Source organism: Bacteriovorax sp. HI3 (assembly GCF_059738875.1).
This window is the reverse complement of record NZ_AP026946.1, coordinates 2,161,735-2,182,261: the sequence shown is the minus strand read 5'-3', so window position 1 is coordinate 2,182,261 and position 20,527 is coordinate 2,161,735. Positions and strand designations below refer to the sequence as shown.

Genomic DNA, 20,527 nt, shown 5'->3' with positions numbered 1-20,527 from the left:
CTAATCATGTTAATAATGAAATTCATGGGACGCTTATGCTAGTTAGGATTATTGGCGGCCATGGTGGGGTATCACCAGGCTTTAAAGCAACTTCTTATCTGATTGATGGAAGACTTTTAATCGATGCAGGTTCAGTTGCTTCAGGTATCCAGATTGAAGAGCAGTCACATATTGATTACGTGCTTATTTCTCACTCACATCTCGATCATATTTCTGATCTTGCTTTCCTGGCCGATAATTGTTTTGGCATGAAGGGGAGACCTTTTGAAATTTATGCCAACACTCCAGTGAGAGAGGCGATTAAGACTCACTTGTTAAACGATGTGATCTGGCCTGATTTTACGGCCCTTCCCAATAAAGAAAATCCGACACTGCGTTTTCACGATATCAAACCAGAGATGTCTTTAGTGTTGGGAGATTACCGCATTCTTCCGGTGCCGGTGAATCACTCAACAGGGGCCTTAGGGTTTATTATTGAAAGAAAAAATGCTTCAGTTGTCTTCACACAAGATACGGGGCCAACTGATGCGATTTGGGAATACGCTAAACAGGTTAAGAATTTAAAGGCCATTTTTACAGAAGTGAGCTTTCCTAATGCGCTCTCGCAAGTCGCGCGCGACAGTCAACACCATACTCCGGCGACGATGAAAGCGGAGATCAAAAAAATGCCTCCTGATGTACCAATTTTTCTGGGGCACTTAAAACCGAATTTTCAATCGCAACTTTTTAAAGAGATTGAAGATTTAAAAGATGAACGTATCACGATCCTGGGATCGAGTGATACGTCCTATGTTTTTTAATCGTTGGTGATTAAGGCATACCAGGCAGGATAAACATCTGACGAGTTGGGATGTTTACCGGTGTGAAGCGGGGAGGTGCTTGTTTTGGAGTTCCGCTTAAATCCGGGCCAGATGGAGTTTCATCTTTTTCTTCTCTTCTTGATGATCTCTCTTCGCGTCTGTCAGTACATGTTTTCTTTTCAGAGTCCCATGCGTATCTGATACCAGGGCGACCGTCATTTGAATCCTGAATCCACTTGTCATTTTTATCATTACATTTTTTCTCTTCATCAGCAGATGAATCTTTTTTATTGCTCGCTTTAGGGTCTTCGATACAAGATTTCTTATCTTCAGAAAGAACCAGTGTTTTTGGAGGGCTCATCGCCGCACCTTCTTCACTACAGTTCGCTTCTGTTTTTAGGACTGAAGCTTTAGGGTCTTCAATACAAGATTTTTTGTCTTCAGATAGAATCAGTACTTTCTTTGGATCCATGGCCTCGCCTTCTGCTTTACAGGCTTCAGCTGTTTTTAGGCCCGCTGCTTTATCTGCGTTAGGGTCTTCAATACATGCTTTTTTATCTTCAGAAGGGATAAGCGATTTTTTAGGATCCATCGCTTCGCCTTCGGCCTTACATACTTCTGCTGTCTTTAGGGCCTTAGGGTCTTCAATACATGTCTTTTTGTCTTCTGAAGGGATAAGTGATTTTTTAGGATTAAGGGCCTCACCCTCGGCCTTACACATTTCACCGCTCTTAAGACCTGAAGTGCTTGGGTCTTCAACACATGTCTTTTTATCAGTAGAAGGGATGAGTGCCTTTTTAGGGCTCATGGCCTCACCTTCGGCCTGGCACATTTCTCCAGTCTTCAATCCAAGAACAGCAGGGTCTACACATGATTTTTTATCTTGAGATGGCACAAGGACAATCTTAGATTTTTTGTTTTCACTTTCGGCCTTACAGATCTCCGGTGTTTTTGGAGAGAGCGTTGAAGGGTCAACACAAGATTTATTATCTTGAGATGGGAAGAGAACCATTGCTGGTTTTTTATTACTTCCTTCTGCCAGACAGATGTCTGGTGTCTTAGGAGAGAGTGTTGAAGGGTCAACACAAGATTTTTTATCTTGAGATGGGAAGAGAACCATTGCTGGTTTTTTATTACTTCCTTCGGCCAGACAGATCTCTGGTGTTTTAGGAGACAGGGTTGCTGGGTCTACGCAGCTTTTTTTATCTTCTGATGGCACAAGGGTCATTGCTGGAGTGAGTTTCTTTCCTTCTGCTAGACACATTTCAGCTGTTTTTAATGAACCATCGCTGCTTAAAACACCATTTGATGGAGTCAGGTTCTCACAGCTTGAACTTCCCGAAATAGAGAAAGTGACGGCCTGGCCAGTTTTGTCTTTTTGTCTAAGTTCCAGACCACGTCCTAGTTCATCTGAAATCAATTCAATTTTCTGTGAACATTCAGAAGATTTTAATTCTCTATCTTTTAATTTACAGACAACTTTCGAAGTATCAAATTTGTTTTCTCTATATGGAAGATTTCTTACAAAAATACGTTGTTTATTGTTTGGTCCATCGATTTTAGAACAGCTGACAGCATTGCCCATTCCTGCAAATGTACTGTCAATGACGCTTTCAAGTTTTAATTCATCCAATGCCGTCTCAGCTTTTGCCTGAGCGCGGTTAAGTAGTCTTTCATTAGCATTGATAAAGTGAAGAACGCCCTGGATTTCATCCAGGTTTTGTTGATTAAGAACTTCTAAAAATTTGTTAAAGTTACAGCCTTGAATATTTTCCTGAAGGAATGCCGGATTAGCGATGGCCTTTCTACAGGCTTCATTTTTTTTCATCCAGTCTGAGAGCTGTTTCATATGTTCAGACATCGCAGAAGAGATCGCGGTTTTTTCATCAACTAAAAGCTCTGACTCAGAACCGATCTTGGCATTTTTAAGGGCGCCAATCAGACGATTAAGAGGGGCATTTCTTACTTGTCCCAGGTAATTAGCATCAAAAAGTTTTGTGCCTTTTCCTGTTTTTTCAAAACTCTCAACACTACACAAACGGTCTTGAGCGTGTGTCAGAAGTTTTTTAAGCAGGTATTTATCGTTTGCATTGAGAGCGAATTTTTTATCAGAAGAGTTTCCAAACTTAGCGTTACTCGCTTTATAGAGATCATCGATAACATCGCCGATTTTACTTTTTTGGATATAAGCAGAATTGTCGCCATCATCAATGGCCTTTAGAAAATCAACTAAACCAGGAGTGCCTTTTTTGATGTCGTCAGCGTCGCTACCAAACTTTGCTGCTTGATAGAGTTTTGCTACTTTTTTAAGAGAGTTTTGGTATTCCTGATAAATGGCCGCTTCAAAGGCTTTTCCTTCGTATTCCTTTTTTGGATCATGGGGAACAAGCAGCATGTTGCCCTTAGAATCGACAACGGTGTCTTTGCCTTCGTAGTTTAAAAATTTTGCTTGAAGCTCTAAATACAGTCTTTTGAATTCTGCTTTTTCGGCCACGCAATTAACAGAAGCGGCCTGGGCAGAAGTTAATGAAAAAAGCGCAGGAATGAGAATCATTCCCAGAACACGCGACCATTTTTTTAAGGTGGTTTTCTTCATTTTTTCCTAATCTAGCTTCGTCTAATCATCGGTCAAAAACATATTGTTACAAAGGCTAATCGGCTTATCCTTAATAAAACTTGAGAAATTGGATCAAGTGATTATGTTTTATGTCTTTTCAACTGCCAAAAAAAATGGCCAAATAGGGATCCTCAGGACCAAAACATGACTAATCAAGCGATTACCAAAGAAACAAGTGAAGATTTCGATCCCCAAAAAGAAAAGGAGATCATGGACTTCCTTACCCTGAATTTTGGCTTCGAGGTTTTTACCCCAGGGCTTGAGCGCACCCGAGCAGTGTATGCACCTTTTATTGCGAGCTTTAAAAAGCAGGGAACTAAGGTTGTGATCATTGCAGGGACCAATGGGAAGGGGCAAACGGCCCACACTCTGGGGTCGCTGCTTGCTAAAGAGAAAAAGAGCTTCGCCCTTTGGACTTCTCCGCATATTCTAAGTATTCGCGAGCGTTTCTTATATTCTAAAGACGGGCATTCAGAAGAGGCCAGTTATGAAGAGTTGAAAAACTCTATCGAGAGCGCCCAGGAAAGACTTCACCAGGAATTGCCTGGGACGAAGGTTTCTTTTTATGAGTTTTTATTTTTGGTTTTTTTAAGAGAGGCCTTGAATCGAGCACCGCTAGATTATCTTCTGCTTGAAGTGGGGCTTGGTGGGAAACTTGATGCTGTTAACCATTTTGATGCGGATTGTGCTTGCATCACTTCTATTTCCCGCGATCACCAAAGTATTCTAGGCAGTCGTTATGAGCAGATTTTAGGAGAGAAAATTGCGGTGTCCCGGGCCAATAAAGTTCTCTTTACTCATTTCTCTCTGAATTACTTAAACGAGCTGACCAGTCAGTACGTAAAGAGTCATCAGGTCGACTGGAGAATGATTCCAAAAAATGAGAAATCGGATAATTATTTTCTGGAAAATCAGCGTCTGGCCTGGGAGATGTTTTACTATTTAGAGCCAAAGACAGATCTGACATTTGAGACGGGAATCTCGCACCTGCCGCTCTATAAAGGACGTAGAGAAATAATGACATTTAGCGGGAAGTCCCTTATCTTTATAGGTGCCCATAATATTGATGGCGTACGCAGAATGCTCGAGAGTTTTGAGGAAGATAAATCTTTAATCATGCCCGAGAGTTTACTGATTAGTTTTTCAGCGAGGCCTTTAAATGAAGTGACTGTGATGCTGAAATCACTGATCGATTTTTTTAAAGAAAGAGCAGAGCTCTCGCTTACAACTTTTGACCATCCAAAAGCACTTCCACAGGAAGCACTTAAGGAAGCGGCGGAACTTGTTAACAAAGGAATGTTAAATTTTGTCTTCGACTGGAAAAGAGAACTTCAAACGACCAAGTCGCAAACCATTTTGGTATGCGGGTCTTATTACTTTATTGGTGAAGTTCAGCGTTTTATTCGCTCTTAGTTTTTCTTCATCTGTTTTTGCCCGCGAAACTTTTGAGTTCGATCTGGGCCAGAAAATCAACGTGCTTTCAGATAAAGCTTTTAGAAAGTCTAGCACCAACGAATTTGAAGCTGTTGGTAACGTTGTTATTACTCACTTAAAAAATTCTATTTACGGGGAAAAGGCGAGAATCAATTTCACGACAGGTGAAACTGAAGTCATCGGTAACGTCCGTTATATTGCACCAGAGATGACCCTCTATGGGACGAAGTTGAAGTACAACTTTCTCACCAAGATTATTGACCTGGATAATGCCCGCGTGCTTTCTGATAACTATGTTGTCACTGGAAAGAAAATCATTCAGACATCAAGTGACAAAATTTACGCCGAGGAAGCAGAGTACACGACATGTAGGGATTGTCCGGAATCGTGGAGTATCTTTGGAAAGCAAATCACAATTACAATCGGCCAGTACGTCACTTTGAAACATGCCTTTATTAAAGTCAACGGTGTGACGGCCATGTATGTGCCGTACATTGTTTTTCCTATTAAGCAAAAAAGAGAAACAGGACTTCTTTTTCCTTCAATTGGATTTAGTTCAGATGAAGGCTTCCGTTACCAGCAGCCTTTTTTCTGGGCGATAGATGATTATAAAGATCTCACGCTGACTCCTTCCACCTTCGGGGACAGGGGGCTTGGGGGAGAGTTGCAGTACAGGCAGAATGTCAAAGAGAAGAGTTGGTTTGAGTTAAACACTTTGGGGATCAACGACCGCATTTATGAGCCTAATAAAATTGATAAGAGTTTAAGTGGGAAAAAAGAATTCCGTCAGTTCTCTGACCTGGAAGCGCATTATATTTATAAGCACTACTTAAACGGACATATTTATTTCAACGACACTTCAGATCTCGACACGATCAGGGACATGGACTTTTTTGCTAAGGAGCGCGTCCGTGGAACAGAAGTTGGGGGCGGCGGGTTTCTGGAAGGAAGAAATTCTCTTTTTTCTCTTAGCATGCAGAGCTATTACAACAAAAACATGCTGATTAGTGACCCGAAGAAATTTGATAAACAGTATGTTCAGATGTTGCCTAAGCTAACTCTGTCATCTGTGCCCTATAACATCATTCATAGCCCATACCCGTTTCTTAAAAACGTCTCTTTTGGTTTTGGTGCTGATTACACAGTCTTTAAGCAAAACACTGTGGATATCAACGGACCGATAAGAAACGCCCGTCGTCTTAACTTTGCTCCCTATTTAGATTGGCAATTAGGAAACCTAGGGCCGGTTTTTTTCTCTCATCACTTAAAGCTGGATTACCAAACTTATCATTTACCAACTGAGCAAAATAAGAGTTTTGCAAAAAAAGGTCTGATCTATGAAACAGAGGCCAAGGTAGAGTTGGAAAAAATTTATGGGCTTTCTTATATAGAAGAGAGACCGATTAACTTAAATTCAGAAGAAGCGGCCCGTGCGAATGCTGCTAAAAATGTGACGACAATCGGAGTGCTTCCAGAAGTTAAATCGGGGAATTCTGAACAGACAACACTGGTTTACAACAACAGCTACCGTCACTCTCAGGAATTTAAATTAAAGCACTACTACCTGGGTGAACAGAAATTTAGCGGGAATAAAAATTTTAGAAACCAGATTGAAAGCGATGACGGTCAATTTGATTACCTGGATGCTTTAAGAGACCGCGAGCATTTAATCAACCAGACGACGGCGCAGGATTCACTTCCTCTAAGTAACACACTTGAGTTTCAGTGGAATAACAACCTTATTAGAAAAACATCTAATAAGTTTGATCCCTATAAAGACAACCGTTACTTAAAAGACAATTTCAGCTACAGCAATATCACTTTCTTTGATGTCTCTCAGGGGATTGATATGACGGTTGATTCTGAGCGTCCGTGGGTCGACAGGCTAACCAGGCTTTACATCAATACCGGCATCGCACTTGATCGCTTTACTCTTGGAGTTCAGGAATTTTATTTTCATAAGTCAGGTGAACATAAACTGACGTCGACCATTGGTTTTAATTTTGATCGCCTAAAGCTTAATGGGGACTTCACTTACAACTCGTTTAATTCTTCAAGCACACCTATTACTAAACTTGTGGGTTATGACCTGGAGTTAAATCTTAACGATTTGATCACGCTTAAAAATGAACTCGATTACAACATCGAAAGTAAACTCATTTCACAAAGTAGTTACTCGATTCTCTATGCGCCGATTAACAATTGTTGGAAGCTGGAGTTTAATTACACACGCGACTTAATTGATAAAAAATTTGGTCTGCTTCTTTACATCAACTACAACAGCAATAACTTTACATCTATCAATGTTAGATAAAATCCTGATCATCGATTTTGAAGACAGCTTTACTTACAACATTGCCAGTGTTTTATACGCTCACGAAAAAAGTGTGCAGGTTTTAGGACATCGAGAGTTTTTTTCGTCTTTCTATTTTGATGAACTGATGAAGTCATCACAAAAGCACGCCCTTATTCTGGGGCCAGGTCCTGGGCACCCGGATGAGTACATCCATTACCAAGAGAAAATAAAGTTGCTCATGAATAAAAAAAATCTTTTTGTTATGGGGATCTGTCTTGGGCATCAGCTCATGGGGAAAATCGCCGGCAGGAGAGTCGATTATTCAAGACATCAAGTTCATGGTCAAAGTGAGCTTATCGTGTTTAAAGGGCGAAAAATCCCTGTTCAACGCTACAACTCGCTCTCTGTCTGGGAGAAAGAAAAGGAAGTGGACATTCAGGAATTTCCAAGAGGAGTGTCTTACCAATTTCATCCAGAATCCATCGGAACAGCTGATAATGACATCTTCTTTGAAGACCTGCTGGGTTTTTTAGGCTAAGGAAGTAGGCAAGATCAGTCCATTGCAAAATACTTGTCCCGTTTTGGGTTATCATAAAATCTATGGCCCAGGACTTTAAAATTGAAGGCATTTACGATCAAAGAACTCTGAAACTTTTAAAACAAAAAGGGCTTCGGGACTTTGGATTTAATTTTTCACCAAGAAGTTTTAACTTCATTCAAGAATACGTTTTTCTAAATGACTTAATTCCACTTTTAGATCCACTCGATAGAATTCATCTGCATTTTGACCGCTCCAATGATCCGATGATTAAAAAGGTGTTGGAAGACTTAAAAAAGGCCGGGTTTAATTTAGAGAATGTTTATATCGATTGTGATGAATGGAGTGAAAGGCCAGAAACAATGGGAGTGAAGTATTATCTCACTTACCATCCTGAGCTGGATATTTCTCTATGTAGAGGAGAAAACTTTTCGGGAATGATTTTTAATTTTTCTTATTTCGAAGAGCTTCACCAGCGCAATGTCTTAAATAATTTTATTTCTAATTTTTACACTCACTTTTCAAAAGTGCTCACTGACGACAAGAAAATCGTTTTGCGCATGGATTGGAACAGCAATATCATGCCATCGCTTTTTGATTATTTTGAGTTCGACCTGATGAGTTTTTCCATCAACTCAAAAATTGAGGTCTGTTACCGCAACGTGGACTTAAAGAAGCTTACGAGCGAGATGGATTTAATTAAAAAGAATACACATTCATTAGATAATTTTTAAATTAACTAGAGAGAGAGGCCTATGTTAAATATCGTTCTGGCAAACGATGATGGAGTTCATGCTCCTGGGATTAATATTTTAAAAGAAACTCTACAGAGTATCGCTAATGTCATTGTTGTTGCTCCCATGAATGAGCGCTCGACGACTGGGCATACACTAACACTTGATACGACTGTGAGGCTGGAAGAAATCGCAGAAGATGTTTATGCTTGCAATGGTTTTCCCGCCGATTGTTCATTGATGGCCATTGGCCATTTGTTTAAGAATCCCCATTCAAAATACTATGGGCAAAAAATAGATTTACTTGTTTCGGGGATTAATCGTGGGGCCAATCTCGGACAGGATGTTTATTACTCTGGTACTGTCGCTGCCGCTAGAGAAGCTGCCTTTCATGGCATTCCTTCAATCGCTGTGAGCTCGTGTATGGATTTCAAAAATCCCGACAAAAACACTCACTACTATTATAGTGCTTCAAATTTTATAAAAACTCTTGTACAATCAAATATATCGAAAGCGATACCGCAGATGACACTATTGAATATCAATGTTCCTTGGTGTGCAGAAGCGGAGATTTTAGGAACTAAAGTCACCCGAACCGGACTTAGAAAGTACTCCGAAGATATCGAAGAAAGACTAGATTTCAGAGGAAGAAGGTACTATTGGATTGGCGGAGTCTATAAAGGCTTTGAAGAGTTTCCAGATTCTGATTGCCAGGCCATTGAAGATAAAATGATTTCTGTTGCTCCCGTTAAACTCTGCGATTACGGACGATCACAGATGGAAATAATAGAAGACTTAAAAGGTTTTCTAGAAAATATTTTTCCTCGCTAGCCGATAAGGTGATGTGACGAAGGATTCAAGGAAGATATTGGAATAATGACCATTACGAAAAACGCTCTATTACTTATGATTTCTCTTTTTGCTTTTGCCTGTGCATCAGTGAAAAGTGGTCATTACGTTATGGTTAAGCCAACTGACACTATCGAAAGCCTCGCTAAAGAGTTCAACGTTCCCAAAGAAAAAATCCAAGCATCAAATACCGGCAAGAAGATTAAAAGCGGAGAGTGGGTCTTTATCCCTCTTAAGCGCGGAATCCTTGAGCAAGATATCGAAGCTCGTCCATTTGATCCTAATCACCTTTTACAGAGTGGTGAGTTCCTCTGGCCAGTTCCTTCAAGCAATCGCCTAAGTTCAAACTTTGGTGCTCGTTGGGGAAGAAAGCATGAAGGTGTGGATATTCCTGCGCGTGTTGGATCACACATTGTATCAGCAGCAGAAGGCGTCGTGGTTTATTCTGGAAACGAGATCGGTGGATATGGAAATATCACCGTTATTGCACATAAGAATGGGTATTTTACTGTTTATGCCCATGCTAAAGAAAATTATACGAAACAGGGTCAAAGGGTTTATCGTGGGCAGGTTATCGCACAGGTTGGGATGACGGGGCGTACGTATGGGCCGCATCTTCATTTTGAGGTTAGGAAGAATGGGCAGGCCATTGACCCAACTGACTTCCTAGCAGCTAATTAAAAAAAAACTTAGAATTGATTCTGAATGGTATCTACGTCGTTGCGAGCGTGCTTAGTATCTACCATCCATAATCAATTCTGTGCGGATTGGTTTGGGGGGAGTGGTTTGAGTTAGTTCTTTCTTTGGAACATTTCTAGGAGTTTTAGGTACATTAGGGCGGTGTTTTTGGCGTCTTCGAGGGCGGTGTGTTTGACTTCGCCCATGCCGAGGAAAGACATTAATTTTGAGCCTGAAGAGCATTCTGGGGGGATGAACTTTAGGTCAATTAATGTGTTGGCAGTTGATGAGAGGTCGAGGTTTCTGTGGTGGAAGTGTTTGCGCATGAATTCCCATGAGAGGTCGCGGTTTAGGAATGGGAGGTCGATGGCGCTCATTGATTTTCCAAAGAGGATAATCTTTTCGTTCTTTTCGTTTTTAAAGTAGTTTTTAACTTCTTTGCTGATGAGGTAAGTCTCAAGCTCATCTCTAAAGCTGTCCAGGTGCAGGCCTGTCACATGGGCCTTGTGAATAAGCATTTCATTGTGTTCGATAACCCATTTATCTAGTCTTGGTTTTAGCGTTTCGAAAGATGGGCATTTGATATAGAAGTTGCGGGCAAGTGAGTCTTCAACTTTTTTAGATTCTGTACAAAAAGGAATCATTCCGAACTCGATCATGTAATCGTTTTCGTTTAGGCCAGTGGCCTCGATATCAATAGATAAATAACGCATATTGTGCCAATCGTTTAAGGGTTTTTTTCAATGTTAGAAGAGGAAGTGATTTCTGTCTACAAATAAGAAAATGTGAGCTCGACTAAGTCGGCCTCTCTAAAGAGGTCGCGGACGCTTTTTTGGCAAGAGAGGATGCTTTCTTCATTGATAGTGACAACGCATTTTCTGCAAATGCCGTCACCCCCACAGCTGGAAGCGACAGGGATGCCATTTTTTAAAAGTAGGTCCATTAAAGTCATGTCAAAGACGGAGTAAGAGATATCCAGTGAAAGGACGAGCTTTTTAGAAGCAAGGCCTGTGACTGTGAGTTTTTTCATTGTCCGCACCAGAGTCTGGCGATACTTCTATCGTCGATATGCAGACTCGATTCTTGTTTTTTCTCCCCCCTGAAGCTGGCATGTCCAAAAATATTTCCTAAGTTCTCTACGTGATAAATAGGAAAATTCATTGCCAGGAAAAAATCCAGTTGGGCCTTTCTTCCACGTGTTGATTCATAAAGAATGCGATCGGGGCTTGAGAGAAAAAGATGGCGTGAGAAATTGAGAAGTTCATTAAGCGTGTAAGATGAATCGATTTGATCAATTTCATAGGCCACTAAGTGCTGAAGGTGTTGAACCGGATTTCTTCCGTCGCTGGAGAAGAGGACGATTTCCTGATTCTTTCCTTTGAATTCACAAATAGGCATTGGCAGTGCTGAAGGGCGGGCCTTCATAAAATAAGAGAGTTTTGGTTGAGTTGTATAAGGTCTAAAGAGAGTCATGGAGCTGACTGCAAGGAAATAGTCCTGTCCGTCGCTCATGCCAATAGAGTGAGTTCTCTTAGGTTCTCTACCAAACATTTCATCTCTTAGTGTCGGCTCTTTAGAAAGGTCGTAATTGCAGTTGGCCTCGAAGTTTCCTTTAGGTGACTTGTTGGCATCAAGCCCATTCTTTTCGTATTCGTAATCAGAAAGCTTAGAGTAAGTAGGCGACATGTATTGTTCTACAATTCCTCTAAAGCTTTTGCGCTCAAACGTTTCATAGCGAGTAAGTATGTCATCACCTTTTAGGAATCGTTCATTGAGTTCATCACTTTTAATTAAGTCTTTTTGATTCTCGCGCAGGAAGTTTTCCAGTCCCACACTTACACCCAGGGCAGTTGGGGCCAGAGTGTCGAGTTTGGTGGCCACTGAGAGCAGGTTTTGTTTTGGTAGAAATTTTTGTGCCAGGAAATCAAGACCTCGTAGATAAGGCATCTTGGTGTCATCTTCCAGGCGTTTTGGCCTGAAGTCATAATAGTAACTCTTGCCGTTAACTTTTAAATAAATCTGCAGGCGTGAAAAGGGAGAGGCCTCATCAGGTCTTTTTGACATCTCAATCAATGAAAGCATGATAGATCTTTCAATAAAAGAAAGGGACTTGTTTTCAAAGATAGGAGTATTGAGTGTGCGATAAAATTTGAGTGTGTGTTCATCTTCACTAATGTATTGAACACGGCCTAAAGGAGCGCAGTAATTTATTTTGGCATTTTGAACTGGTAGCGGAGATGTGTTTTTATTCTCCGCCATTGATTCAAATTTTTTTGAGATGTAAGCGCAGGAACTAAGTAAGAAAATAGAGCACAGTAGGAGAGATTTCCTCATAGTTCATTGGCCCTATCGTCGATGTAGTAAAGTCCTTCGATTTCTTCTTTAACCTGAGATTTATTTTTTACTTCTTCAGCTAAAATGTCGTTTAAGTTAAGCTTCTCAGCTTCAGCGTTAGTCGCCTGTACCACAAACATGACCCACATTCCCGAGTGTTTCTCTCCGGCAGAAGATGCCTGGGTCGTGGTGCTCAAAATTTTATATCCGCGGTTAATGAACTCGTAAAAAAGTTTATCAAATTGCTTTTCTCGATACCCTGAAGACCTTGGTGGAGGTGCTGGGATGAAGTAGGTAAACGACTGGATCTTATAGTCCATTTGGTAGTCTTTTTGGGGCCTTAATAGGGCCTTTAGGGCTTCTTTGAGACGATTGATCATTCTATATGCCTTGTCGTAATGAGTGTTACTAGTTCAATATTAAGACTTACTGCCTATGATAACCTCAATAAAGTTTTATGGAAAACTTTACCCACAAAAAAATTTAAAGCAAAAAATAAAATAGCGGTTATAATCATAAGTGTAAGGGATAGGATGTCCACTTACTAGTGGCAGGATGCCAAAAAAAATGGGGCCTTTGCAGGGGGCCCCTTTTTTATTTTAGAGCTCAAAAAATTCTACAAACAACTTTCAATCTTCATATCAGTCGGCATTTTCTTAGCAATAGTACACAAGTGATTGTGAAGCGCAGAATACACATCCCAATTATCAAAGATTGTCGTCGCTTTTCCTTTTACTACCGCAAAGACTTTCATCTTCCCGTTGATGTTGACGAAGAGAGGGGCTCCGCTGTCGCCTTCTTCAACGCGCGCAGAAGATTTTGAGTACACGTACCCTCCGCTCCATTTGTAGTTGTTTAAATCGGCCATGCGTTTTGTGTCGTTACTCATTTCGCTAAAGAGATTGATAGAGACGGCCTTTAATGGGTAGGCCTTGATGTTTTTAATAATCTGATTATGCTCGGCCAAAGTCACAGGAGTTGCGAATTTTAGTTCGTCAATTTCTGGAGTAACTTCATTCCACCAAAGAACAGCGAAATCCTCATCTGGACCGATCTGAGCTTTTTCTCCGCGTGAAGCGATTTTATCCGCAAGGGATTTGGGAAGTTCGATATTGATGTGGCGATCGAAGTTGTTCTTTGGCACATACCCGATGCGCACGACTTGTCCGTCCGGTCTCTTTACGTACTTATAGTAACCAGTCTGGATGTTGAGTTTGTTGTCTTTAGAAATATAGGCGAGCTTTACACAGTGAGCGGCCGTAACCATGATATTTTTAGCGATAAAAGTGGCATTACAATAACCAGGAATACTCTCGCCGGTTGAATCGGGTGCTTCACTTTTAATCTGCACTACAGGACTCCATTCAGGAGAGTCGGCAAACACTGAGTTTGTCAGGGCAAAAAGAGGTGAGGCGCCAAGAAGCAGGCATAGGGAAAGAGTGAATTTAAGCATAAACCAATCCTTTGATTTTTTCTTAAATCCTATCCATCCCCGGGATTCTTTGGGAACTTACATTTTATTACTATAGAGTTTATTCCAGTGGGGCTTCGATCTTAAGATCTGCTTTTTCCACACCGGGAGCAAGCTTGATGATCTTAAACGCATTTCCTGTCGGTTTAAATACACCCATCTCTGTGACAACCAGGTCGACAACTTCTTTTCCCGTTAGAGGAAGCACACATCTCTTAAGAAGTTTTGCTGTGCCGTCTTTACTGAAGTGATTCATCATGATGATGACCTGTTTAGAACCATTAACTAAGTCCATAGCTCCGCCCATTCCGGTGACCTTTTTCCCTGGGATCATCCAGTTGGCAAGGCTTCTTTCGCTATCGACTTCCATACCACCAAGAACACAGTAATCAATGTGTCCACCGCGGATCATTCCAAAGCTTAGTGAGCTATCAAAGAAGCTAGCTCCTGGAGCAACACTGACTGTTTCTTTTCCAGCGTTAATTAAAGTAGGAGAGACTGATGATTTAGTAGGTCTGCCACTCACACCAAGCACTCCGTTTTCAGAGTGAATCATGATGTGCAGGTCTTTGGGCATACGCTCGGCGATGATCGTCGGCATTCCAATTCCTAAGTTAACAGAGCTGTGAGGGGTAAAAACTTTAATGACCTCATCTGCCATTTGTTCATTTGTCCAGGCCATCTTAAACTCCTTCCGTCACTAGAAATTCAATTTCATTTTTATAATTTTTCCCTTGGAAAATCCTTTGGACGAAAAGTCCTGGAAGGTGAATGTCTTCTGCCGGGATTTGTCCGACTTCAACTAACTCTTCGACTTCTACGACAGTGATTTTTGCGGCCATCGCCATAAGAGGAGAGAAATTTCTAGCGGTTTCTTTAAACCACAGGTTTCCATAGGTGTCGCCTTTTTGCGCTTTAATAATAGCGAAGTCGGCGTGAAGAGCAGTCTCTAAAATACAAGGGCGGTCAAACATCTTAACGTCTTTTCCTTCGGCGATAAGAGTTCCGTATCCTGTTGGCGTGTAGAAAGCGCGCACACCCATTCCGGCCGCACGGATCCTTTCAGAGAATGTCCCTTGAGGCACAAGCTCCACCTCAACTTCTTTTGAAAGCATTCTTTTTTCCAGGTCAGGGTTTCCACCGACGTATGAGCAATAAGCTTTTTTGATTTTATCTTGAACTAGGATTTTAACTAAACCACGTCCAGAGTTTCCAATATTGTTGGAAATAACAGTCAGGTCCTTTACGTCAATGGTCGTTAGTGCATCAATGCAGTTTTCAGCGATCCCGCAAAGGCCAAAGCCTCCGCTCATCAGAGTCATGCCTGATTTAATATCGTGTAGGGCCGCATGGGCATCTTTGTAAACTTTAGGAGATTGTGTCGTCATTATTCGAAATCCTTTAATGCTCTTTTAAAGCGGTTCATTCCTTCTACTAACTCTTTTTCTGAAATAATCAGAGGAGGAGCGAGAACGATTCTTTTATTTTGTGTCGCCAGGTGGATGCCATTATCAAAAAATCTCTTCCACTCAATATCGACAGTTAAATCAACTGCGGCCAGCATGCCGTGGTATCTAATGGCCTCAACTTCTTTCATTGAGCGCAGTGATTCCATTTCGCGTTTAAAGACCTGGCAAATGTGCTCCAGGTGTTTTTGGAAATCGAAATCCTGGCAAATTTCTAAAACGCCTTTTAGTGCGGCCACGCCTAATGGGTGAGCGTAATTTGTCAGACCACAGGCAAGGGTGTTGTTCATGTAGTAAGTATGAATAGGCTCGCTGGTCCAGACAGCTCCAAAAGGAACCATTCCTCCGGTGATGGCCTTAGCAAGACAGATGATGTCTGGCTTAACATTGTAGTGCATGTATCCGAATGATAAACCTGTGCGCCCAAAACCACAGATGACTTCATCCATAATTAAAAGAATCCCAAATTCGCGGCATAATTCACTGATGCCGTCCCACCATTCTTGAGTTCCGGCGTAAACTCCGTTTCCTCCAGTGATTGTCTCGAGAATAAAGGCCGCAATTTTTTCCGGGCCCGTCTGTAATATAATTTCTCTGGTGCGTGCGATAGCATCAGGTTCCGAAGGTTCTGGGATACGCACAACCCAGTTTTCTGGAATCATGTGTGCTTTGTTTCTCCAGTCTCCAGTGGCCGCTAGAGCTCCAAGGGTCGCGCCATGGTAAGAGGTCTGTCTGGCAAGAACGACTTTTTTCTTGGTGATATCTCGGGCGATTTTAAGGGCATTTTCGACAGTCTCTGCACCACCAGTAGTGTAGAAAATTTTTCCGTCTTTTTTGTCCATGTATTTTAGGAGTTCTTGAGTCGTTTCGGTTTTTCCCGGAAAAATTCCGCGAGGAGCACTCATGGGAACATTATCGAGTTGCTCCTTCATGTGTCTGATGATGGTTGGGTGATTGTGCCCAAAACTAGCTTGATAGCTGATAGAGGACATATCGATTAACTCGTGGCCTGTGTCAGTGATGATTTTTACGCCATCAACAGAGGCAATACTAAAGCGCAGTGGGTTTTTCTGTTTTACCCAGGTAAAGAAAAAGGGATACTCTAATTCTTCCATATTTTTATTTCACTTTTTTAAAATCGTGTCCATCGTTAAAGAATTCGTACTCGCGGTAGTCGCTGTCGTGGGCCGGGCATCCTCTCCAGAAGATGTGGTGGCCGCGTTTTAAATCAGAAGCTCCACCACCACAAGTAAATGATGGGTCTTGAGCACCGTTTTCAAAGTGAGAACAAATTGATTTAGGGAATTCTTCGTGGTCTGAAAGAAGGTTTTTAAAATCTTCTAAGTCAGTTACCTTATATGTTTTCTTTGACAGAAGCGCCCAGCGGTTAAAAGTTGTTGAGCTCATAGAGCTTTTGTCTTCTAACTTCTCAACATGAAAGCCTACGCAGTGGTTAGTGTGAAAAACACTCCCAACTTGTCCGGCCTGAAGTCCTGAAACTTTTTCAGCAACAGTTGGAGTGATTTCTAGATGCTCTCCACCTTCTGGAGAAGCAATCAGGTAATTGTGTCCAGATGTCACTGGCGCTTTCATCAGTGTGTCTCTCATGAGACCAAGGCTTTTTTCTTCAAGCACTCGTCTGACAAGTAAAGGCCAGATAAGGCCAGCTTTAGCATTGGCCGTATTGATGTTGTTAACACCAATTAGAGTATTGTCTGTCGTCACACCCATTAAACCTACACAGCCAACCAGTGTCAGCACCAGCTGAGCTGTGTGGTGATCGTTGGCCGGAACATGGATAAGTGACATATAGTTTTTTGCCGACCTGTGCATGTCCCATGTCTGTCCTGAAAGAATTTCATCAGGAGTTTGGATATGAACAGTTGAGCATCCTTCTTCTGGAAGAATAATATCTCTGAAGTCGGTGTAGTTGTTTAAAACAACCAGGTCGGGAAGAGTCAGACCCGCACCTTTGGCGATACCTTCAATTTCGCTGGCGATATTGGGAGCAAATTTCTTTGAAAGATTAAACTGCTCCATGGCCAGCTCATCTAGTTTTTTTGCCAGTGCCGGGTTTTTTGCCAACATCAGATTGCGCCTGATTTCTGTCAGCTCTCCGATGGCCGTGCGGAATTCTTCTCCATGGGAAAGGCCCCAGTCGTAGTTACTTTTCCCTGCTTGGTACTTGATATAAGGGAACATACAATTTGTGCTCATGATTCTAAATACTCCTTCATCGCATCGAAGCTTGGGCAGATCAGGTAGTGGCCAGTGTCTTTATTGAGCACAAACATTTTGCTCATTGAACCTGGGATTGAACCTTTGAAGTACCCAAAGCCATTGTCGACTTTAATAGCATCAATTTCATAACGAGAAAGCTGATCAACCAGTTTATCGTGGAAATTCTTAGTGGTTTCTCTATAGTCTTCAAGATTCGCCATCACATTTTTAAAAGCATGGTAGTAGCTTAGGAAATGGAATTCATCTCCATCCCAAGTACTGATCATCATCAGCGGCTGCTCCAGGAAATACTTCGTTGAAGTGTAAGCGATCCCTGACTGCCCAGAGAAGTAAATCATCCCGGCATCTGGAGTGATTTCACTAAAACACGAGGCCATAAATTGCTTTTGTGAGTATCTAAAAAATTGTGAAGCTGTTTCGTTGTAAATGAGAGCAACATTGTATTTTGTTGCCAGCTCTCTTACACCACGAAGGAATTCGTAAGGAACTTTTTCCATCGTTTTTTGTAGCACCGGCTCGATCCAGGTCGCCAGGTATTCACCTGTGGCGAATTCTTTTTCTACCGATTTTAAAACTTCTTTATAATCATTTTCATTCGGGTTTGGCAGGTGAGTGACCTTGAAGTATGGATCGTTCTCTAAACTTAGAGATCTCGCCAGCATTGAGCCGTTTCCAAAGAAATGGTTTTTAAACGTCAGCATTTTATTGACGTTTTTCTCTTTGATTTTTGCGTCCGATTTTACCCAGATTGCCTTTGCCACTTTATCCACACACTCAGACTGGCCTGATGTTGTGTATCCATGGCGAAGATCTTGAGGGAGAACAGAAAGGAAATCTCTGACTCCTTTTAAGAAGGCCTCTGAAACGAAGTTTGAAAGACAAACTTTGTTCACCATATAAGGAAGTTGGAAGTCTAAGTAAGCTTTGTCTAAACTTCTGATTGAAAGCGGGATGTTGACTCCACGGCTTAAATGAATCTGTGGTTTTTTCCAGTCGACTTTTGTCGTGTAGTAGAAAACGTCTCTGTGGTTTTCGAAATCAGGATAGTCTTCTCTCATGTAGTTTTGCTCAACCGCTCCCAGAGACAGGTTGATGTTGATCATTCCACCGGCAAGACGGTCGCGGTTTCTTCCCTGGATGCGTTTAGCTCCTTTAACAATGGCCATGGCCGAAAGAGCGTATTTAAGTGCTCTTCCCAGTCCTGATTTTTGCAGGCTTGGGTCAATGGTTAAATCCAGCATATAAAGACAGTCATGGTCGTTGAAGTTCGGGTCTACACGCACTCCACGCTCAAGTGGATACAAGTGAAGAGGGCCAGCAAAAGCAATCCCCATGAGCTTTTTCTTTTTATTTAAAAGACCAAGGCATAGAGAGCTCTTATCTAAAACAGTGTGTTCAAATTTTTCAATATCTGTCTGGCGAGCAGGCTCATAGACGGCCTTTTGCATGTTCATAATTTCCTGACGGAAGCTCAGGAAATTTGTCGCGTTGATTTCTACCAACTCCACATGGGCCGCTTCAGCTGTTTTTGAAAGAAGCGCATTCACGCGGTCAAAAACGGCCTTGATATCCAGTTTTTGGTTAAGAGCGCGGGCAAGTTTTGTTTGAATTAAAAGATCATGCCATTCGTAGTTCTCTGTCGCTTCAGTCGCGTCTGTTTCAACGTGAGTTGGAAGGTTGGCGTGCTCATTTAAAAAGAGCTCGCGGCAGATAGCATCTAGTCTATCAAATAGGAAATCTAAGTCTTTTGGGCCAAAAGCTGTCGAGAGCCTAAAGCGCAGAGTTTGTGCTCCCGCCGGGTAGTAAAGAAGACCGTGCTTAAAGCGCAGGTCGACAAACTTATTCATACTCGCTGAATCTGGTACGTCAAAAGCAAAAGCAAGACCGTTGATTCTCGGTCTCTTGATGTATTGAGAGTGCTTCTTTAAAAGCGCCTGAAGTCTTGGGTAAACTTGTTTTTCAAGATCTAAAATGCGCTGTTGGCACTGATCAAGGCTGATAGCGTGAGCGTATCCTCTTAATAAAGAGGCCACAGAAAACTCTTCGCCTTTAAAGATATTTTTTGTTTCCTTATGTGAAAGAACAATCCCTACCTGTGCTTTTTTTGCACACACAACGTAGTCTGGATTGATTTGTTCACCGTTAAGACCTTTAAGGTTTAATTGTCTATGCCAGAAGAACTCGCGCCCTAAGTGAAACCCAGTTTGAACTTCATCGTGGATCACGGGAACTTTAAACGTTTTTGCCATTAAGAGCAGGGCCGTGTGGAAGCGGTCAGATGAATAACAATCTCCACCTTCACACTGCATAGGTTCGATTAAAATAGCGAAGATTTTTTTAGAAAGAAGCTGCTCTCTTACTTTTAAAAGAGTCTCAATTTCTTTTTTTACCATCGGGTCTGAGTGCCACATGCTTGGAACCATGAAGTCTTTTAGGGCCGCTTCGTTCCATGTCTCTCTCCATAGTTCTGGAAAGCGCACGTTGATTTTTGAGTCTTCAAGCTCCGGGTACTTCACGTATTCGGCCAGGTAATTCTTCCACTCAAAAGGCTCGCGCTTACTTTTGTTCCAAGTCGCCGCCAGAGTCACCATCATGCGCCCGTGGAATGATCCTTCAAAGGCAAGAACCTTGTTGGCCTCCGGGTTTACGCGTGAAAGATAACAGTAGCCAAGGGCCACTTCGTTTGCTTCCGCTCCCGAGTGGGTGATGGTCATGTGGGTTTTTTTCCACCCTAATTTTCTATTGAAGAACTTAGTGTATGAAAGTTTTGTGTCTTTAAATTCTTTAGTGGTAGCATCGTTAATCCAGCTCTCTAAGAACTCTGCCGTTCCAAAGAAAACAGACGGGTTAAAGCCGTGACCAAGTGTCGCGATTTGAGAGGCCGCATCCAAGAGGTAGTGAGTTGTCCCATCACTTGATTCAATCCCCATGTAAGGCCCGATAGAGCTCTTAAGTCTTGTCAGGTAAGTCTTTTTCTCCGCAGGAATCATATTGTCTGCGTAGTATTTTTTTAAGATGTCATTTCCAAATTCAGCGTCTTTACTGTTGATGATAGGTAATTTCATATCG

General features: G+C 41.8%; 18 protein-coding genes. 7 read left to right on the top strand and 11 right to left on the bottom strand.

Going from position 1 to position 20,527, the window contains the following annotated elements; genetic code table 11:
* The first annotated feature begins 35 nt into the window (after positions 1-35).
* Positions 36-800: an MBL fold metallo-hydrolase gene (locus AC6JA8_RS10790; protein WP_102243833.1), complete on the top strand. Its 765-nt coding sequence runs from the start codon at positions 36-38 to the stop codon at positions 798-800.
* A gap of 10 nt (positions 801-810) precedes the next feature.
* Here the strand turns inward: AC6JA8_RS10790 and AC6JA8_RS10785 are convergent, their stop codons facing one another.
* The gene (locus AC6JA8_RS10785; RefSeq protein ID WP_497973799.1) at positions 811-3,396 is read right to left on the bottom strand and encodes a hypothetical protein; all 2,586 of its coding nucleotides are present in this window, start codon (positions 3,394-3,396) and stop codon (positions 811-813) included.
* A 165-nt stretch (positions 3,397-3,561) separates the two neighbouring features.
* On the opposite strand from AC6JA8_RS10785, the gene AC6JA8_RS10780 reads away from it, so the two are divergent.
* From AC6JA8_RS10780 to AC6JA8_RS10755, 6 genes are all read left to right on the top strand, one after another.
* Entirely contained in the window at positions 3,562-4,830 is a 1,269-nt protein-coding gene (locus AC6JA8_RS10780) for a folylpolyglutamate synthase/dihydrofolate synthase family protein (protein ID WP_497973798.1), read from the top strand.
* A complete protein-coding gene (locus AC6JA8_RS10775; protein ID WP_497973797.1) occupies positions 4,802-7,165 on the top strand; it encodes an LPS-assembly protein LptD in 2,364 nt (787 codons plus the stop codon). Before AC6JA8_RS10780 ends, AC6JA8_RS10775 begins: the two co-directional genes overlap by 29 nt.
* On the top strand, positions 7,155-7,685 hold the full coding sequence (locus tag AC6JA8_RS10770; protein WP_497973796.1) for an aminodeoxychorismate/anthranilate synthase component II: 531 nt from the start codon (positions 7,155-7,157) through the stop codon (positions 7,683-7,685). Before AC6JA8_RS10775 ends, AC6JA8_RS10770 begins: the two co-directional genes overlap by 11 nt.
* A gap of 62 nt (positions 7,686-7,747) precedes the next feature.
* On the top strand, positions 7,748-8,419 hold the full coding sequence (locus AC6JA8_RS10765; RefSeq protein ID WP_497973795.1) for a hypothetical protein: 672 nt from the start codon (positions 7,748-7,750) through the stop codon (positions 8,417-8,419).
* 21 nt (positions 8,420-8,440) lie between these two features.
* Positions 8,441-9,250, top strand: coding sequence for a 5'/3'-nucleotidase SurE (gene surE / locus AC6JA8_RS10760; protein WP_497973794.1), 810 nt, complete (start codon positions 8,441-8,443; stop codon positions 9,248-9,250).
* Between the two features lie 45 nt (positions 9,251-9,295).
* A complete protein-coding gene (locus tag AC6JA8_RS10755) occupies positions 9,296-9,949 on the top strand; it encodes a M23 family metallopeptidase (protein WP_497973793.1) in 654 nt (217 codons plus the stop codon).
* A gap of 110 nt (positions 9,950-10,059) precedes the next feature.
* Here AC6JA8_RS10755 and AC6JA8_RS10750 read toward each other — a convergent pair whose 3' ends face one another.
* The 10 genes from AC6JA8_RS10750 to AC6JA8_RS10705 all read right to left on the bottom strand — a co-directional run bounded on the left by AC6JA8_RS10750 (position 10,060) and on the right by AC6JA8_RS10705 (position 20,523).
* Complete coding sequence (locus AC6JA8_RS10750; protein ID WP_497973792.1) at positions 10,060-10,659, bottom strand: exonuclease domain-containing protein; 600 nt, start codon at positions 10,657-10,659, stop codon at positions 10,060-10,062.
* A 56-nt stretch (positions 10,660-10,715) separates the two neighbouring features.
* Entirely contained in the window at positions 10,716-10,976 is a 261-nt protein-coding gene (locus AC6JA8_RS10745) for a 2Fe-2S iron-sulfur cluster-binding protein (protein WP_497973791.1), read from the bottom strand.
* Complete coding sequence (locus AC6JA8_RS10740) at positions 10,973-12,205, bottom strand: hypothetical protein (protein ID WP_497973790.1); 1,233 nt, start codon at positions 12,203-12,205, stop codon at positions 10,973-10,975. Before AC6JA8_RS10740 ends, AC6JA8_RS10745 begins: the two co-directional genes overlap by 4 nt.
* A 71-nt stretch (positions 12,206-12,276) precedes the next feature.
* A complete protein-coding gene (locus AC6JA8_RS10735) occupies positions 12,277-12,660 on the bottom strand; it encodes a hypothetical protein (protein WP_102243822.1) in 384 nt (127 codons plus the stop codon).
* Positions 12,661-12,896: 236 nt separating this feature from the next.
* A complete protein-coding gene (locus AC6JA8_RS10730; RefSeq protein ID WP_497973789.1) occupies positions 12,897-13,733 on the bottom strand; it encodes a trypsin-like serine peptidase in 837 nt (278 codons plus the stop codon).
* Between the two features lie 79 nt (positions 13,734-13,812).
* Complete coding sequence (locus tag AC6JA8_RS10725) at positions 13,813-14,433, bottom strand: 3-oxoacid CoA-transferase subunit B (protein WP_497973788.1); 621 nt, start codon at positions 14,431-14,433, stop codon at positions 13,813-13,815.
* A gap of 1 nt (position 14,434) precedes the next feature.
* Entirely contained in the window at positions 14,435-15,139 is a 705-nt protein-coding gene (locus tag AC6JA8_RS10720) for a CoA transferase subunit A (RefSeq protein ID WP_497973787.1), read from the bottom strand.
* On the bottom strand, positions 15,139-16,332 hold the full coding sequence (locus tag AC6JA8_RS10715; protein ID WP_497973786.1) for an aminotransferase class III-fold pyridoxal phosphate-dependent enzyme: 1,194 nt from the start codon (positions 16,330-16,332) through the stop codon (positions 15,139-15,141). The genes AC6JA8_RS10720 and AC6JA8_RS10715 overlap by 1 nt, the downstream gene beginning before the upstream one ends.
* Positions 16,333-16,336: 4 nt before the next feature.
* Complete coding sequence (locus tag AC6JA8_RS10710; RefSeq protein ID WP_497973785.1) at positions 16,337-17,434, bottom strand: C45 family autoproteolytic acyltransferase/hydrolase; 1,098 nt, start codon at positions 17,432-17,434, stop codon at positions 16,337-16,339.
* Entirely contained in the window at positions 17,431-20,523 is a 3,093-nt protein-coding gene (locus AC6JA8_RS10705; protein WP_497973784.1) for an aminotransferase class III-fold pyridoxal phosphate-dependent enzyme, read from the bottom strand. The genes AC6JA8_RS10710 and AC6JA8_RS10705 overlap by 4 nt, the downstream gene beginning before the upstream one ends.
* Positions 20,524-20,527 lie beyond the last annotated feature (4 nt).

What these genes read in the sequence shown, in the direction of transcription:
- AC6JA8_RS10780 (WP_497973798.1), top strand. Translation starts at nt 3,562, where the DNA reads ATGACTAATCAAGCGATTACCAAAGAAACAAGTGAAGATTTCGATCCC.
- AC6JA8_RS10755 (WP_497973793.1), top strand. Translation starts at nt 9,296, where the DNA reads ATGACCATTACGAAAAACGCTCTATTACTTATGATTTCTCTTTTTGCT.
- AC6JA8_RS10745 (WP_497973791.1), bottom strand. Translation starts at nt 10,976, where the DNA reads ATGAAAAAACTCACAGTCACAGGCCTTGCTTCTAAAAAGCTCGTCCTT.
- AC6JA8_RS10725 (WP_497973788.1), bottom strand. Translation starts at nt 14,433, where the DNA reads ATGGCCTGGACAAATGAACAAATGGCAGATGAGGTCATTAAAGTTTTT.
- AC6JA8_RS10710 (WP_497973785.1), bottom strand. Translation starts at nt 17,434, where the DNA reads ATGAGCACAAATTGTATGTTCCCTTATATCAAGTACCAAGCAGGGAAA.
- AC6JA8_RS10720 (WP_497973787.1), bottom strand. Translation starts at nt 15,139, where the DNA reads ATGACGACACAATCTCCTAAAGTTTACAAAGATGCCCATGCGGCCCTA.
- AC6JA8_RS10770 (WP_497973796.1), top strand. Translation starts at nt 7,155, where the DNA reads ATGTTAGATAAAATCCTGATCATCGATTTTGAAGACAGCTTTACTTAC.
- AC6JA8_RS10750 (WP_497973792.1), bottom strand. Translation starts at nt 10,659, where the DNA reads ATGCGTTATTTATCTATTGATATCGAGGCCACTGGCCTAAACGAAAAC.
- AC6JA8_RS10730 (WP_497973789.1), bottom strand. Translation starts at nt 13,733, where the DNA reads ATGCTTAAATTCACTCTTTCCCTATGCCTGCTTCTTGGCGCCTCACCT.
- AC6JA8_RS10785 (WP_497973799.1), bottom strand. Translation starts at nt 3,396, where the DNA reads ATGAAGAAAACCACCTTAAAAAAATGGTCGCGTGTTCTGGGAATGATT.
- AC6JA8_RS10735 (WP_102243822.1), bottom strand. Translation starts at nt 12,660, where the DNA reads ATGATCAATCGTCTCAAAGAAGCCCTAAAGGCCCTATTAAGGCCCCAA.
- AC6JA8_RS10790 (WP_102243833.1), top strand. Translation starts at nt 36, where the DNA reads ATGCTAGTTAGGATTATTGGCGGCCATGGTGGGGTATCACCAGGCTTT.
- AC6JA8_RS10715 (WP_497973786.1), bottom strand. Translation starts at nt 16,332, where the DNA reads ATGGAAGAATTAGAGTATCCCTTTTTCTTTACCTGGGTAAAACAGAAA.
- AC6JA8_RS10765 (WP_497973795.1), top strand. Translation starts at nt 7,748, where the DNA reads ATGGCCCAGGACTTTAAAATTGAAGGCATTTACGATCAAAGAACTCTG.
- AC6JA8_RS10705 (WP_497973784.1), bottom strand. Translation starts at nt 20,523, where the DNA reads ATGAAATTACCTATCATCAACAGTAAAGACGCTGAATTTGGAAATGAC.
- AC6JA8_RS10740 (WP_497973790.1), bottom strand. Translation starts at nt 12,205, where the DNA reads ATGGCGGAGAATAAAAACACATCTCCGCTACCAGTTCAAAATGCCAAA.
- surE (WP_497973794.1), top strand. Translation starts at nt 8,441, where the DNA reads ATGTTAAATATCGTTCTGGCAAACGATGATGGAGTTCATGCTCCTGGG.